Source organism: Petroclostridium sp. X23 (assembly GCF_030013905.1).
Taxonomy (GTDB): Bacteria; Bacillota; Clostridia; order SK-Y3; family SK-Y3; genus X23.
On sequence record NZ_CP124862.1, the window covers coordinates 301,996 to 315,246 of the forward strand.

Annotated in this window: 15 protein-coding genes; 13 read left to right on the plus strand and 2 right to left on the minus strand. The window is 35.8% G+C overall.

Annotated features, from left to right (window positions below):
* Positions 1-191: 191 nt before the first annotated feature.
* From QKW49_RS01440 to QKW49_RS01485, 10 genes are all read left to right on the plus strand, one after another.
* The gene (locus tag QKW49_RS01440; RefSeq protein WP_282868033.1) at positions 192-1,430 is read left to right on the plus strand and encodes an NAD(P)/FAD-dependent oxidoreductase; all 1,239 of its coding nucleotides are present in this window, start codon (positions 192-194) and stop codon (positions 1,428-1,430) included.
* Positions 1,431-1,507: 77 nt separating this feature from the next.
* A complete protein-coding gene (locus QKW49_RS01445; RefSeq protein WP_282865818.1) occupies positions 1,508-1,999 on the plus strand; it encodes a hypothetical protein in 492 nt (163 codons plus the stop codon).
* Between the two features lie 61 nt (positions 2,000-2,060).
* Entirely contained in the window at positions 2,061-2,474 is a 414-nt protein-coding gene (locus QKW49_RS01450) for a HutP family protein (RefSeq protein ID WP_282865819.1), read from the plus strand.
* Between the two features lie 17 nt (positions 2,475-2,491).
* Positions 2,492-2,854, plus strand: a complete 363-nt coding sequence (gene aroH / locus QKW49_RS01455) for a chorismate mutase (RefSeq protein ID WP_282865820.1) — start codon at positions 2,492-2,494, stop codon at positions 2,852-2,854.
* 146 nt (positions 2,855-3,000) lie between these two features.
* Positions 3,001-3,768, plus strand: coding sequence for a TSUP family transporter (locus QKW49_RS01460; protein WP_282865821.1), 768 nt, complete (start codon positions 3,001-3,003; stop codon positions 3,766-3,768).
* Between the two features lie 157 nt (positions 3,769-3,925).
* Entirely contained in the window at positions 3,926-4,597 is a 672-nt protein-coding gene (cmk, locus tag QKW49_RS01465; RefSeq protein WP_282865822.1) for a (d)CMP kinase, read from the plus strand.
* The gene (locus tag QKW49_RS01470; RefSeq protein WP_282865823.1) at positions 4,597-5,181 is read left to right on the plus strand and encodes a lysophospholipid acyltransferase family protein; all 585 of its coding nucleotides are present in this window, start codon (positions 4,597-4,599) and stop codon (positions 5,179-5,181) included. The genes cmk and QKW49_RS01470 overlap by 1 nt, the downstream gene beginning before the upstream one ends.
* Positions 5,182-7,227 carry a bifunctional 4-hydroxy-3-methylbut-2-enyl diphosphate reductase/30S ribosomal protein S1 gene (locus tag QKW49_RS01475; protein WP_282865824.1) on the plus strand — a complete coding sequence of 682 codons (2,046 nt, stop codon included), beginning with the start codon at positions 5,182-5,184 and terminating at the stop codon, positions 7,225-7,227.
* Between the two features lie 353 nt (positions 7,228-7,580).
* Complete coding sequence (locus tag QKW49_RS01480; RefSeq protein WP_282865825.1) at positions 7,581-8,363, plus strand: protein-glutamate O-methyltransferase CheR; 783 nt, start codon at positions 7,581-7,583, stop codon at positions 8,361-8,363.
* 103 nt (positions 8,364-8,466) lie between these two features.
* Positions 8,467-9,060, plus strand: coding sequence for a class I SAM-dependent methyltransferase (locus QKW49_RS01485; protein ID WP_282865827.1), 594 nt, complete (start codon positions 8,467-8,469; stop codon positions 9,058-9,060).
* A gap of 272 nt (positions 9,061-9,332) precedes the next feature.
* Here QKW49_RS01485 and QKW49_RS01490 read toward each other — a convergent pair whose 3' ends face one another.
* Complete coding sequence (locus tag QKW49_RS01490; RefSeq protein ID WP_282865828.1) at positions 9,333-9,692, minus strand: DUF4363 family protein; 360 nt, start codon at positions 9,690-9,692, stop codon at positions 9,333-9,335.
* A 39-nt stretch (positions 9,693-9,731) separates the two neighbouring features.
* Positions 9,732-10,370: a DUF421 domain-containing protein gene (locus tag QKW49_RS01495; protein ID WP_282865829.1), complete on the minus strand. Its 639-nt coding sequence runs from the start codon at positions 10,368-10,370 to the stop codon at positions 9,732-9,734.
* A 223-nt stretch (positions 10,371-10,593) separates the two neighbouring features.
* Here QKW49_RS01495 and QKW49_RS01500 point away from each other — a divergent pair, with 223 nt between their 5' ends.
* Genes QKW49_RS01500 through QKW49_RS01510 form a run of 3 tightly spaced genes read left to right on the plus strand, consistent with a single transcriptional unit; the run spans position 10,594 to position 13,251 of the window.
* Positions 10,594-11,037 (plus strand): helix-turn-helix domain-containing protein, encoded by a 444-nt coding sequence (locus tag QKW49_RS01500; RefSeq protein ID WP_282865830.1) that lies wholly within the window; start codon positions 10,594-10,596, stop codon positions 11,035-11,037.
* Positions 11,038-11,058: 21 nt separating this feature from the next.
* Entirely contained in the window at positions 11,059-12,039 is a 981-nt protein-coding gene (locus tag QKW49_RS01505) for a UbiA family prenyltransferase (RefSeq protein ID WP_282865831.1), read from the plus strand.
* A 12-nt stretch (positions 12,040-12,051) separates the two neighbouring features.
* Positions 12,052-13,251, plus strand: a complete 1,200-nt coding sequence (locus QKW49_RS01510) for an NADH:flavin oxidoreductase (RefSeq protein ID WP_282865832.1) — start codon at positions 12,052-12,054, stop codon at positions 13,249-13,251.

Genomic DNA, 13,251 nt, shown 5'->3' on the forward strand with positions numbered 1-13,251 from the left:
GGGACTGGTCTGCTGTCAGGCTTGGTTTTTGACCGGACTGCGGCCCTGTCCTCATGTTACATTTTTGAACGAGTATGTAATATACTTAGTGTGACGTATATAATCATAAATGGAAAATCATTTGATTTGGCTTCTTTAACTATTCACTATTCACTATTAATTACAATAACTTGGGGAAGTGAAATATTTTGATGGATCATAAAAGGATAATTGTGGTTGGTGGCGGCGCAGCGGGGATGCTGGCTGCCGGAACCGCAGGCAAAAGAGGATTGGATGTCGTATTGCTTGAAAAAAACTCGCGTTTAGGAAGAAAATTGCTTATTACAGGAAAAGGCAGATGTAACATTACTAATAATACCGATGTGGAAGGCCTCATCGATAATGTTCCGATTAATAGTAATTTCCTGTATAGCGCATTTTACACATTCTCTAATACTGATTTATTAGCGTTGTTTGAAGAATTGGGATTAGAGGTTAAGGTAGAAAGGGGCGGAAGGGTTTTTCCGTCTTCGGATAAAGCGTTAGATGTGGTAAAAGCGCTTGAAAAATATATATCACGTAATCATGTTAAAATACAATATAGCGGTGTTAAGAGGATCTTATTTCATAATGATAAGGTAACAGGCGTCCAATTGGATAATGGTAGCGAAATAGATGCAGATGCTGTCATTGTGGCAACTGGAGGCATATCTTATCCCGGGACAGGCTCTACCGGTGACGGCTATAAATTTGCAAAAGAGGCAGGACATACTGTTACTACTCTTAAGCCTTCTCTGGTACCTTTGGAAGTATCAGAACCTTGGATAAAAGAGCTGCAAGGGTTGTCTTTAAAGAATATATCTATCACCATACTGGATGAAAAGGCGAAAAAATTATACACTGACTTTGGAGAAATGCTTTTTACGCATTTTGGTGTTTCAGGACCTGTGATTCTGAGCGCAAGTTCACATATGAGAGATATAGAGAATCACAGATATATGTTAAGGATTGACCTTAAACCGGCTTTATCGGAAGAACAATTAGATAAAAGAATACAAAGAGATTTTGAAAAATACTCTAGAAAGCATTATTCAAATGCTTTAGATGAGCTGCTTCCCAAAAAATTAATACCGGTTATTATTAAATTATCGGGTATTCCTGAGGATAAGCCGGTAAATCAAATAACCCGACAGGAGCGTTTTTCTATTATTAAAACTTTGAAAGAATTGACACTAAATATCACGGGTTTCAGACCTATTGAAGAAGCTATTATTACTTCCGGAGGCATTAATGTGGATGAAGTTAATCCTTCAACGATGGAATCGAAAATAATCAAAGGATTATATTTTGCGGGAGAAGTATTAGATGTAGACGCATATACCGGAGGATTTAACCTGCAGATCGCTTTTTCAACAGGATATCTTGCCGGGTACTATTGTCTCACTGAATAATCGAGTGTATTTTTTTCCCTTTTTGTGCATAATATACTATGAATTATTATTTTATGTACGAATTGGGAGGGATTAGGGTGGTCTTCAAAAGTATTAAAAATCTATTTTCTCGTTTATCAAAACTAAATATAATAAATAAAAAATTCGAAAGATTTTTAGCACTTCTTTCTTCTATTTTTGTATTTACGCTTATTATTTCACAAATCGGCTTGTTCAACGAAACTACCAGAACGTTCTTTACGGATATCGACCGGTATGAAGGTGTCGATATTAATGATTTAGATGAAGTGTTTAAAAAAGGGCAAGTTACGGTAAAGCTAATAAATACTACTCCCGATGCCAATATAAAAATATTATTAAACGGAACCGTGGAATATGATTTTACTGAAGAAACCGCAGTTATAGATGTAAGAAATAATTGTATCATTGAAATAGATGGAACAAAAGTTGAAGTACCATTTAAAGTACAGATCGTAAATACAAGTGATAACATTATGTCCAATTGTAACGGAAAAGAAATCGAAATAGATAGAAATATTGGGGTTTTAGCTAGAATTTTTTTGAAATAATATTGTAGTATGACAATGATTACTATATAATATACTCAAATACTATAATTAGGGGATGTAGATGAAAAAATTTGGAAGCAAAGACATTGCAAGCGCGGCAATAAAGATATCTCTCACAAGTGACCGGCATGAAGAGAAAGCATTGCAATCAGAGTATCAAAAGATCGGCATTCATACTGCTGCTGTTGATTATGGAGGGGAATTTATCAGCTCTGTAATGAAGATAGTAGAGAGAGCGGTAGTATCTGCAAAACGCGAAGGTGTTATTCAAGATTCACACTCTGAAGAAGGCGCAGTAGCCGGAGCCACAAGAGAAGCTTTATCACAGATTATGAATAAAGCGATTGGATTAAATGTCGGGGGGAAAATTGGCATCGCACGATTTGAAGACCATATAAGTGTTGCGATTTTCTTTGGAATCGGACTTCTTCATTTAAATGAAGTTGCGATCGGACTAGGACATAGAGTTGTTTAGAAAGAAGAGGATATAGAATGTCTGTTAGAGCGATTAGAGGGGCTATCACCGTTGATGAGAATACAAAGGAACAAATTATAAATAAAACAAAGCAATTATTAGTTGAAATCATTCAAAGCAATGACGTTTCGAATAGTGATATGGTTAGTATATTTTTTACTGTGACGAATGATATAACCGCTGCATTTCCTCCGGTTGCTGCACGTGAACTCGGCCTGGCAAATGTACCGCTAATGACAGCGGTTGAGATGGAAGTTCCGGGGAGTTTGCCGAAATGTATACGTGTCATGCTGCATCTAAACAGTGACAAAAGTTTAGATGAAATCAAGCATGTATATCTTGGGAATGCTAAAAAATTGAGGCCGGACTTGGCTGAATAGATATAGATAACGCACACTAAAATATAATTGTGTCGTAGCACCCTTTTGATATTGTAAAGTGGAATCCAGTCTGTTCTGATGGAATATATTATTGTGATATATTCCAATTTTTTGATATTAGGAAAATTATGAAAGTAGGAAAATGAATGCAAGTCGAACTGAGTGATTTATTAATAATATGTCCGTTGGTCTTTGCAGCTGGTTTTGTCGATTCAATAGCCGGCGGAGGAGGCTTGATTTCCTTACCTTCTTATCTATTTATAGGACTTCCAATACATTTTGCATATGGTACAAACAAATTCTCTTCAACCTTTGGTACTTTTTTTTCTGCGCTTCGTTTCATCAAAAGCAAGCATATTCATATGAAGTCTGCTATTGTGTCCATCATTAGTGCATTGATAGGTTCTTTCGCGGGAGCAAAAGCAGCACTGGCACTTGATGAAAAGTATCTGCAGTATTGCCTAGTTGTTTTACTTCCTATTATAGCAGTGTTTATTCTAACAAAAAGAAGGTTTGGTGAAAATAATAAAAGTGTTCATTTATCAGATCATAAAATCATTGTCTTGTCTGTATTATCAGGATTGATTATAGGCGCTTATGATGGATTTTTTGGTCCCGGAACAGGGGCATTTCTTATTCTTGCTTATACGGGGATAATAGGATTCAATCTAACAACTGCTTCCGGTAATGCGAAACTGGTAAATCTTGCATCCAATATTTCGGCTGTGATAACATTTATAGCCAATGGGAAAGTCTTTTTTGCAATAGGCATACCGGCTGTTTTTTTTGGAATACTTGGAAATTGGATAGGATCAGGGCTGGCAATAAAAAATGGATCTAAAATTATTAAGCCGGTTTTTATTTGTGTCATGATACTTTTATTTGGGAAAATAAGTTTTGATTTATTTAGATGATTGCTTATAAAGTGATGATTGTTAGTTTCAGCAAGTAGAAAAAAGCTTTGCGATGAAACTAATATTTCAGCGAACATAAGTTTTTTTACAAAAAAAAAGGATTTTTGACTTTTTTATAGAATAATTATAAAATTGAATATAAGGGGTGTTGTTATTAATGACTACTATTAAAGTAGCAATAGACGGACCTGCCGGTGCAGGGAAAAGTACAATTGCTAAAATTGTAGCCAAACAGCTGGGCTTCATTTATATAGATACTGGGGCCATGTATAGGGCGGTGGCGCTAAAAGCGATCAAGAACAACATTAATACCAAGGAAGCAAATAAAATATGTATTATATTGGAGAATATAGATATCAATATTAAACATGATGAAGATGGACAAGTCGTATTGTTGGATGGTGAAGACGTTACGCAGGCAATCAGAACTCCTGAAGTTTCAGTAGGAGCTTCCAATGTGGCAGCCATTCCGCAAGTTAGGATAAAGCTGGTAGAATTGCAGAGGATGCTGGCAGCACAGAATAATGTGATTATGGACGGCAGAGATATTGGTACATACGTTCTTCCTGATGCAGATATCAAAATATTTCTGACTGCTTCAGTGGAGGACCGTGCAAGAAGAAGATACGAAGAGATGAAATTAAAATACAGTGACTGCAGTTTTGAGCAAGTAAAAAAAGATATTGAATATAGGGATAAGAATGATAGCAGCAGAGAATTCGCCCCGTTAAAAGCGGCCGAAGATGCGGTCATCATTGATACTACTAATAATGATTTGGAACAATCGGTGGCTGTTGTATCAAATTTGATTAGGGAAAGGTTAATGTAATGTTTTACAGTATCGTTAAATGGATTATCAAAACTGCGGCTGGAGTTTTATATAGAATGGATATCAAAGGTATTAAAAATATCCCTACAGAGGGTGCGTGTATTATTTGTTTTAATCATAAAAGCACCTTTGATCCGCCCATTATAGGGGTTTTTATGCCCAGACAGCTTGTATTCATGGCGAAAGAAGAGCTATTCAAGGTACCGTTATTAGGATCTATCATAAATGCTTTAGGTGCTTTTCCGGTGAAAAGGGGAATGGGAGATATTACCGCGATAAAAAAATCTATTGCTATTCTTAATGAAGGTAAGGTTCTTGCCATGTATCCTGAAGGAACAAGAAACAAAAACGGTGAAGTAGGGGCAGCAAAACCAGGAGTCGCTTTGATTGCAACAAAGGCAAAAGTGCCTGTAATACCGGTTGGTGTTACAGGAGCCTATAAATTATTTAGTAAGATAACCATTAATATTGGACATCCTTTATATTATGATGAATATTTTGATCACAAGCTATCAATGGAGCAGCTGCAATCTATCAGTAATAATATAATGAATCATATTAGAATGCTTATGGAGGAGAATTAGTTGGAAATTATTATAGCAAAAACAGCTGGATTCTGCTTTGGAGTAAACAGGGCTATAGATACTGTTTATGAAAATGTAAAACAAGCACATTCGGGTATCCTTACATTAGGTCCTATTATTCATAATCAGCAGGTAGTTGATGACTTAAAATCCAAAGGTGTTGGTATGGTTGAATCTATCACAGATATTTCCGATCCAAACGCTAAAATCATTATCCGAACGCATGGGATAGGCAAAAGCAGTTATACTGACTTAGAAGCGCATCAAATTGATTATATCGATGCAACTTGCCCTTATGTGAAAAAAATTCATAGAATTGTTGAAAAATATTATGATGAAGGATATCAAATTGTGATCGTCGGTGATGAAAACCACCCTGAAGTCATTGGGATCAACGGCTGGTGTGAAAACTCCGCCATTATTGTGTGTAGTATTGAAGACATTGAAGGAAAATTAAAATGTTCTGATAAAACTTGTGTAGTTGCGCAAACTACCATTAATAGAGAACGTTGGGATAGAATAACCGATGATATAAAGCAGCGATGTCAAAATCCTTTGATTTATGATACAATATGTAGTGCAACGAATGATAGACAAGTTGAGACAGAAAAACTTGCAAAACAGGTAGATATCATGATAGTCATTGGTGGAAAGCACAGTTCAAACACACAAAAGCTTGCTGAAATATGTAGAAATAACTGTAAAATTACTTATCATATTGAAACTTTTGAAGAGCTTCCACAGGATATCGTATATACGTCAAAAAAAATTGGTATTACTGCCGGCGCATCTACACCGGCATGGATTATAAAGGAGGTTATAGACAAAATGTCTGAAAAAGAAAACTTGCAAAACCACGAAACTGAAATGAGCTTTGCTGAAGCATTTGAACAATCTCTGGTAACTTTAAATACAGGTGATATTGTAGAGGGTACTGTTATTGGTGTTTCAGAAAATGAAGTGTATGTTGATCTTGGCTTTAAATCTGATGGTGTTATTAAGGCGAGTGAATTAACCGATGACCCATCCTTAAACCCGAAAGACCTTGTAAAGGTTGGAGACCCAATAAAAGTATTTATTATTAGAGTGGATGATGGAGAAGGTAACGTTTTACTGTCCAAGAAAAAAATTGATGCCATTAAAGGTTGGGAAGAGATTGAATCCTCACTGGAAAGCAAGAAAATTCTTACCGGTAAGGTAATTGAAGCTGTAAATGGCGGTATCATTGTTTTAGTAAATGGAATACGTGTATTTGTTCCTGCATCGCAGGCAAGTGATAGATATATAACTGATTTGAATCAGTTCTTAAAAAGAGAAGTTAGCTTAAGAATTATTGATATCAATAAGAAAAAAAGAAGAACTGTCGGCTCTATCAGAGTAGTGCTGGAAGAAGAACAAAAGATAAAAGCTGAAGAATTCTGGCAGACCGCAGAGATTGGAAAGAAATATACAGGAGCAGTTAAGAAGCTTGCCGACTTTGGAGCATTTGTAGATTTGGGAGGCGTAGACGGTCTCATTCATATCTCTGAACTGTCATGGAAGAAAATTAAACATCCGTCACAAGTCTTAAAAGAAGGCGATATGGCTGAAGTATATATTCTGGAATTGGATAAAGAAAAGAATAGAATCTCTTTGGGCTTTAAAAAAGCAGAAGACAATCCATGGGAAATCGCAAAATCAAATTTCAATGAAGGCGATGTAGTGAAATGTAAAGTGGTTCGTATGGTTCCATTTGGCGCTTTCGTAGAATTGATTCCGGGAGTAGACGGATTGATCCATATATCTCAGATTTCTAATAAAAGAATTGGTAAGCCGGAAGATGTTTTAGCTTTAGGAAGTACGGTAGAAGCCAAAATTACTTCTCTTGACTTTGACAGCCAAAAAATAAGTTTAAGCATAAGAGAGCTCTTAGGGGAGCCGGAACCTCAGGCAGCACCGGCTGCTGCTCAGGAAGAAAAAAAGGAAGATCAGATTCCTTCAGAATACCGTGAAGATGTTAAAGTCACAATTGGCGATATGTTAAATAATAAAACTGAGAATAATTAGTAGATTTAAAAAACCTGCTTTAAACGCACTATAGATTTTAGGCGGAATTTATTGCTAACCAGTGAGGAGTGGATAGTGAGGAGAATATAAAATCTCCCCACTCCCCACTCCTCACTTTATGATTGCAGCTGTAAATTCTTTGTCGCTTTTTATATACAGAAAATTTTTATAAAGTATTTATTTTTTTATGAATATGATGTATATATTCTAATTGTATGGCAATAATAATGAATGACCTCACAAAATACATTGAGACCCCCTTTACATTTGCGTGATATTATTATATATCACGCTTTTTTTTTGTATATAGATGTGGTAGAATAAGATTACATTTTTTGCAAAGAGGTGTCGAAATGTTAGTGAAAGATTATGAAGATTTTAAAATTGAAATATTTAAAATGACCGGCATTAATCTAACCTGTTATAAAGAAAAACAAATGAAGAGAAGAATAGAATCTCTCATGAAAAAGAATGCTATTGAAAACTTTAGCAACTATGTGACTCAATTAAAGTCTAATAAAGTATTATACAATGAATTCATTAATTATCTTACAATTAATGTTTCAGAGTTTTATAGGAACCCGGGACAATGGGAAATACTAGAAAAAGAGATTCTTCCAATGCTTTTAGCTAAAAGCAGAACATTGAAGATTTGGAGTGCAGCTTGCTCAACGGGGGAAGAGCCCTATTCACTTGCAATGGTATTGACAAAGTTTTTTCCATTGGCATCTATCAAAATTACAGCAACGGATATTGATAAAGAAGCCCTTGCAAAAGCGAGCATCGGTTTATATAACGCTAAAAGTCTTGAGGGTGTACCTAAGGAAAATATTAATAAATTTTTTACAAAAGAAGGAGATTTCTATAAAATAAAAGACGAAGTAAAAAAATGTGTTGAGTTTTCACAGCATAATCTCTTAAAAGATGCTTACCCAAGCAATTGTGATCTTATTGTATGCCGTAATGTATTGATCTACTTTACTGAAGAGGCAAAAACCGAGATCTATACAAAGTTTACACAGTCATTAAAACCTGAAGGGATATTGTTTGTTGGCAGTACCGAACAAATCATCATGCCTAACCGCTATAATCTTGCTCCATCAAAAACTTTTTTCTATCAAAAGCTTAAAATTTAAATTTATTGTTTAATGCAGCATTATTGTTGTATATTACTATCAATAACTTTTGGCTATTTGGGCATATTATTTTTAGCATATTAAATAAAGGGTGAAAAAGTAGATGACTATGGAATTATCTCCAAGAATCTATGATTGGTTTGTACGTCCAAAATGGTTTACAGAAGTTTATATAAACAATAAAGTTTTAAAAGAGTTTGACTTTAGCAATAAAAAGATCCTGGACTTTGGATGTGGAGTGGGTTCATCTTGCACGATGTTTACTCCTAATAACTATTTAGGAATGGATGTCGATGCTGATAGGGTAAAATATGCGGCACACGTACATCCGGGATATAATTTTAGTACTATTGAAAACATGCATATACCTGTTTTACAACATTCAATCGACTATATATTGATTATATCTGTGCTGCACCACATCCCGTCAGAGCAGCTTACGGATTATTTGAAAGAGTATCGAAGAATATTAAAAAATAATGGTAAAATCCTCGTAATTGAACCTTGTGTTTATGATCATTGCCCTGTAAGTAATCACTTTATGGCTCTTTTTGACAAAGGGAAATATATCAGAAATGAAGATGAGTATGTGAGTATATTTACAGAGCAAAGGTATAAGGTAGAGGTGTTAAAAAGGTTTAGCCAGTTATATTTTTATAACAAGTTATTCTTTACTGCAACACTTGATGAGAGATAAGTAAAACTTGAGGTTAGCGGAACGGCACGGGGGCCGTTCCCTACAAGATCCCTTGATCTTTTTATTAATTGATACAAATTGTTATGTACAGTGTGTAGGGAACGCCCCCTGTGGCGTTCTGCTTCAGGTGATATTAGGTGATTTATGATATAATAATCTAAATCACCACAATTCGTAACATTAAGTTAACAGTATTGAAGGGGTATTCCACACTACTATAAAAAATGCCAAAGATACCCGATTTGGCAACTTAAGCACTTATAGCATAGGTATTACATTGAATCAATACTTGACCAATCATTCTGAATCAAATAAATAGTGGCTAAAGCATCGGATTTTTCTTTCGTTTGAATAGATGCTTTTAATAGGTCAAAGTTATTTTCGATATCATTGACATAATCGTGATCTATATCCACTTGAAGAATAGGCTTCACTTTATGCCACGCGCGTTGTGAATTTTTTAAGCTATTCTCTGCATTATCCCAATCTTCTTTTTTAATAAAGCTTTCCGTTTCTTTTAAGTGTTTTGAGAATTCATATCTACGGTCAAGTGGCTTTCTTAAGATAGTGCAGGAACATAATACCATTGTAAACATATATATCAAAATAATTAAAATAATATTCTTTCTCATCATGAACCTCCATAGTAGTTGAAATATATATTGCACTTATTAATTTGTTGGAATAATGAAATACGGCTGGTCACCCTTCAAATCCACATATAAGTTTCCTTTTGTATCCAGCTGTGCCAATGAAACTTGAGACATATCGTTGATATTTTTCTTACTTAACTGATGTTGCAGCCAGGCTTTCGTAAGATTAAGCGAGCGTAGCGCATCTATAAGAATGATCCCGTCATCAATTAAATTCGTAGGCAGACCGTCATACTGCGTTGATAGTCTTATATCACCAGGTGTAAGCGGCTGCTTTTGAGATTTTTTTTGTATGCTTATTTTTCCATTGCTTTCAAATAAAGCAAACTCAACATCGGAGATATTAAATACTCCTTGTGTTCTCAATTGAGCAACTAAGTCATCAATTGTAATACGGGTCCTACCCAGGTTGTTTTCTAAAATCTTACCGTTTTCCACGACTACCGTAGCTTCTCCTTCGACAAGTTTTCTAACCCATACACTATGCATGCATAGATAGCCTAATAATATGGGAAGTACTACCCATATTCCCATACCGACTAAAGTCGCAGTGGTATTCTGATTTAGCTGAACCGAAAGTGTTGAAGCGATTGAGCCTATTGTAATGCCGACAATATAATCAAAAAATGTCAGCTCCGAGACCTGTTGTTTTCCCATAATTCGTATTAGCACTAACAACGCAAAAAAAGAAACTACAGAACGAATAATTACCACCCAAATAATAGATATGGTAAACACTTCCTTTATTTGTTATTTGATCATATCAGGAATAAGTATATTTTCCCCTGATGATAAAATAATTATTTTGATATCATTCTAAAAATATATTTACATCTATATTTGAATAGTGTAAAATTACACTAAAGGAGAGTAAAAGTATATGGATAGAGTAGGTTTTGTTAAAAAGTTAGATGAAAAATTAAAAATGATACGGACCGAAAATGACTATACACAAGATAAGATGGCAGAAATACTTGGTATGTCAAAAAAAACGCTGGTCCAGATTGAAAAAGGACGGTCAACCTTAGGCTGGACCGGAGCAGTAGCATTGTGCACAATCTTTAAAGACAGCGAAATACTTCAAATGACATTTGGAGGACAGCCGCAGGATATCATCCTGACATTGGCTTTTAACGGGTATGAAAACAACTATGAAAAAACAATGGGTGGAAAAGTCTGGTGGAAAGATGTTGAAAGTAAAGGAGTTTATCGAATACAACAGAATTTGATTTCTCAACACTACAGGATATTGGACGGTGAAGACAGACGCATATCGTCATCTTTTGATTATGATTATATACGGAAGAGGCTGCAAGAGATTTGAGATGTTTTGGGGGGAAAGATCATGCTTTCGTTTTTTAAAGCGTATATTAAATCAATGAGGCTATATTATGCATTTATTACGGGTATTGCCGGGTGGATCGGAATGGCTTTTTATGAATATATCGCAAAATCGTCATTCAAGACAGTGGAATTGGTCCCATTAGCAGAAAAAAAAGCAGTGATACTGGTAATGCTGTTTCTAAGCTGGGGAATCAATCAAATCATCAATGATTATCTCGGATTAAAAGAAGACCGGATTAATGCGCCGCATCGTCCGATGGTGACCGGCGAATTGCAGCCGCATAAAGCGCTGCTGTTTACCGGATTTTTACTATTGATTACTGTTTTGATTATATTTTTTTATCTGGAACCTATAGCATTAATACCGGCAGTGCTGGGTGTTTTACTAAATGTTGTATATGAATATGCAAAAGGGTATGGAATCTTTGGCAATATCGTATTTGGTCTGATGATATCCATGTGTACCGCTTTTGGGTTCCTGTCTGCAGGCCCTACACAATCGCCGTATTTTACATCAAGCAGAATTTCTGTAATGATATTGGTGGCTGTGATGAACGGCCTGATGACATTTTACACATATTTTAAGGATTATAAAGGCGATAAGGAAGCAGATAAAAAGACCATTGTGGTTCAACTGGGCATTGAAAAGTCACGGTACATTGCAATACTTTCATCTTTTATGCCTGCGGTCATCTTTATGATGCTTTATTTTAATGGTGCTATTGTCGCCCGTGTGAATAATATGTTTCTGATCCTAGGTATACTGACCATATTTTTAGAGGTTTGGACAGGGTATCTATATTACAAAAACCCTAAAGGCAGAAAGACATATTATTCGTTGGCTGCGAATTTCAGAGCATGTACATGCGGACAGGCAGCGTTGATTGCCTTGTATAATACCGAATTATCCATTGTACTTTTTCTGATGGCATATATATTCGTAGGCTTTTTATTTGATTTGCATACAAATCCGAAATCATAGGAGAAAAATAAGATGAAATTGTTTGAGCAAGGAAAGATAGGAACATGCCGGCTGAAAAATAGAATCATCCGCTCCGCAACCTTTGAAGGCATGTGTGATGCAACCGGATTTCCTTTACCTGAATACCATAAGATGTATGAACAATTAGCATCCGGCGGTGTTGGTGCCATTATTACAGGCTTTGCCTATATCTCACCCGAAGGGAAAGCCATGCAGCCCGGACAGGCGGGAATGGACAATGAGAAAAAAATCGAGCATTTCTTAACTGTAAACAACCATGTGCACAAATATGGCGCGAAGATTTTTATGCAGTTGGCACATACGGGGAGACAAACCAGAAGAATAGATACGGGCTGTGAAGTCTATGGGGTTTCTCAAAAAAAATCAACTTATTTTAGAAGTAATCCCATAAAGTTATCCGCTAAAAAAATCCATGAAATTATCAGAGCATTTGGACAAAGCGCACAATACGCAAAGATGTCGGGATTTGACGGTATACAATTACATGCGGCCCACGGATATCTTGTACATCAATTTATTTTGCCGTCCATCAATAACCGAAAAGATGAGTTTGGGGTGGATAGAACGACCGGAATCGGCACAAAATTTTTGGACTTGGTCATTGATGAGATTCGAAACGTATGTGGGTATGATTTTCCGCTTCTTGTGAAAGTAAGCGCAAGCGATGATTATTTTAAAAGATTCTCCACCTCCCAGTTTAAAAACTTGATCGGTTTCCTGGATTCTAAAAAAGTGAATGCCATTGAAATCAGCTATGGCACGATGGATTATGCGCTGAATATCTTTAGGGGAGGGGTCCCGTTAGAAGTGATTTTAAAATACAATCCGGTGTTCAAAGCAAACGGAGCAGTAAATAAAGCAATTTTTCATTCACTCATTTACCCGTACATGAAAACCAAGCTAAAACCTTTCACTCCTGTATATAATTTGGAACATGCCACGGCAGCGAAAGAGATTACCGATATCCCGATTATTTGTGTAGGTGGTTTCAGAACAGGAAAGGAAATGCAAGATTGTTTGCATGATGGATTTGCAGACTTTGTAAGCCTATGCAGACCTTTCATATGCGAACCGGATATCGTACAAAAGGTAGAAAAAAATGAGAGCTACGTTTCAAAATGTACAAATTGCAATATATGCGCAGTGATGTGTGACTCTCAGCACAAGACAAAGTGTTATAGGAGGTCGTAA

What these genes read in the sequence shown, in the direction of transcription:
- QKW49_RS01470 (WP_282865823.1), top strand. Translation starts at nt 4,597, where the DNA reads ATGTTTTACAGTATCGTTAAATGGATTATCAAAACTGCGGCTGGAGTT.
- QKW49_RS01460 (WP_282865821.1), top strand. Translation starts at nt 3,001, where the DNA reads ATGCAAGTCGAACTGAGTGATTTATTAATAATATGTCCGTTGGTCTTT.
- QKW49_RS01450 (WP_282865819.1), top strand. Translation starts at nt 2,061, where the DNA reads ATGAAAAAATTTGGAAGCAAAGACATTGCAAGCGCGGCAATAAAGATA.
- QKW49_RS01480 (WP_282865825.1), top strand. Translation starts at nt 7,581, where the DNA reads ATGTTAGTGAAAGATTATGAAGATTTTAAAATTGAAATATTTAAAATG.
- QKW49_RS01490 (WP_282865828.1), bottom strand. Translation starts at nt 9,692, where the DNA reads ATGAGAAAGAATATTATTTTAATTATTTTGATATATATGTTTACAATG.
- QKW49_RS01505 (WP_282865831.1), top strand. Translation starts at nt 11,059, where the DNA reads ATGCTTTCGTTTTTTAAAGCGTATATTAAATCAATGAGGCTATATTAT.
- cmk (WP_282865822.1), top strand. Translation starts at nt 3,926, where the DNA reads ATGACTACTATTAAAGTAGCAATAGACGGACCTGCCGGTGCAGGGAAA.
- QKW49_RS01440 (WP_282868033.1), top strand. Translation starts at nt 192, where the DNA reads ATGGATCATAAAAGGATAATTGTGGTTGGTGGCGGCGCAGCGGGGATG.
- QKW49_RS01485 (WP_282865827.1), top strand. Translation starts at nt 8,467, where the DNA reads ATGACTATGGAATTATCTCCAAGAATCTATGATTGGTTTGTACGTCCA.
- aroH (WP_282865820.1), top strand. Translation starts at nt 2,492, where the DNA reads ATGTCTGTTAGAGCGATTAGAGGGGCTATCACCGTTGATGAGAATACA.
- QKW49_RS01500 (WP_282865830.1), top strand. Translation starts at nt 10,594, where the DNA reads ATGGATAGAGTAGGTTTTGTTAAAAAGTTAGATGAAAAATTAAAAATG.
- QKW49_RS01495 (WP_282865829.1), bottom strand. Translation starts at nt 10,370, where the DNA reads ATGGGAAAACAACAGGTCTCGGAGCTGACATTTTTTGATTATATTGTC.
- QKW49_RS01510 (WP_282865832.1), top strand. Translation starts at nt 12,052, where the DNA reads ATGAAATTGTTTGAGCAAGGAAAGATAGGAACATGCCGGCTGAAAAAT.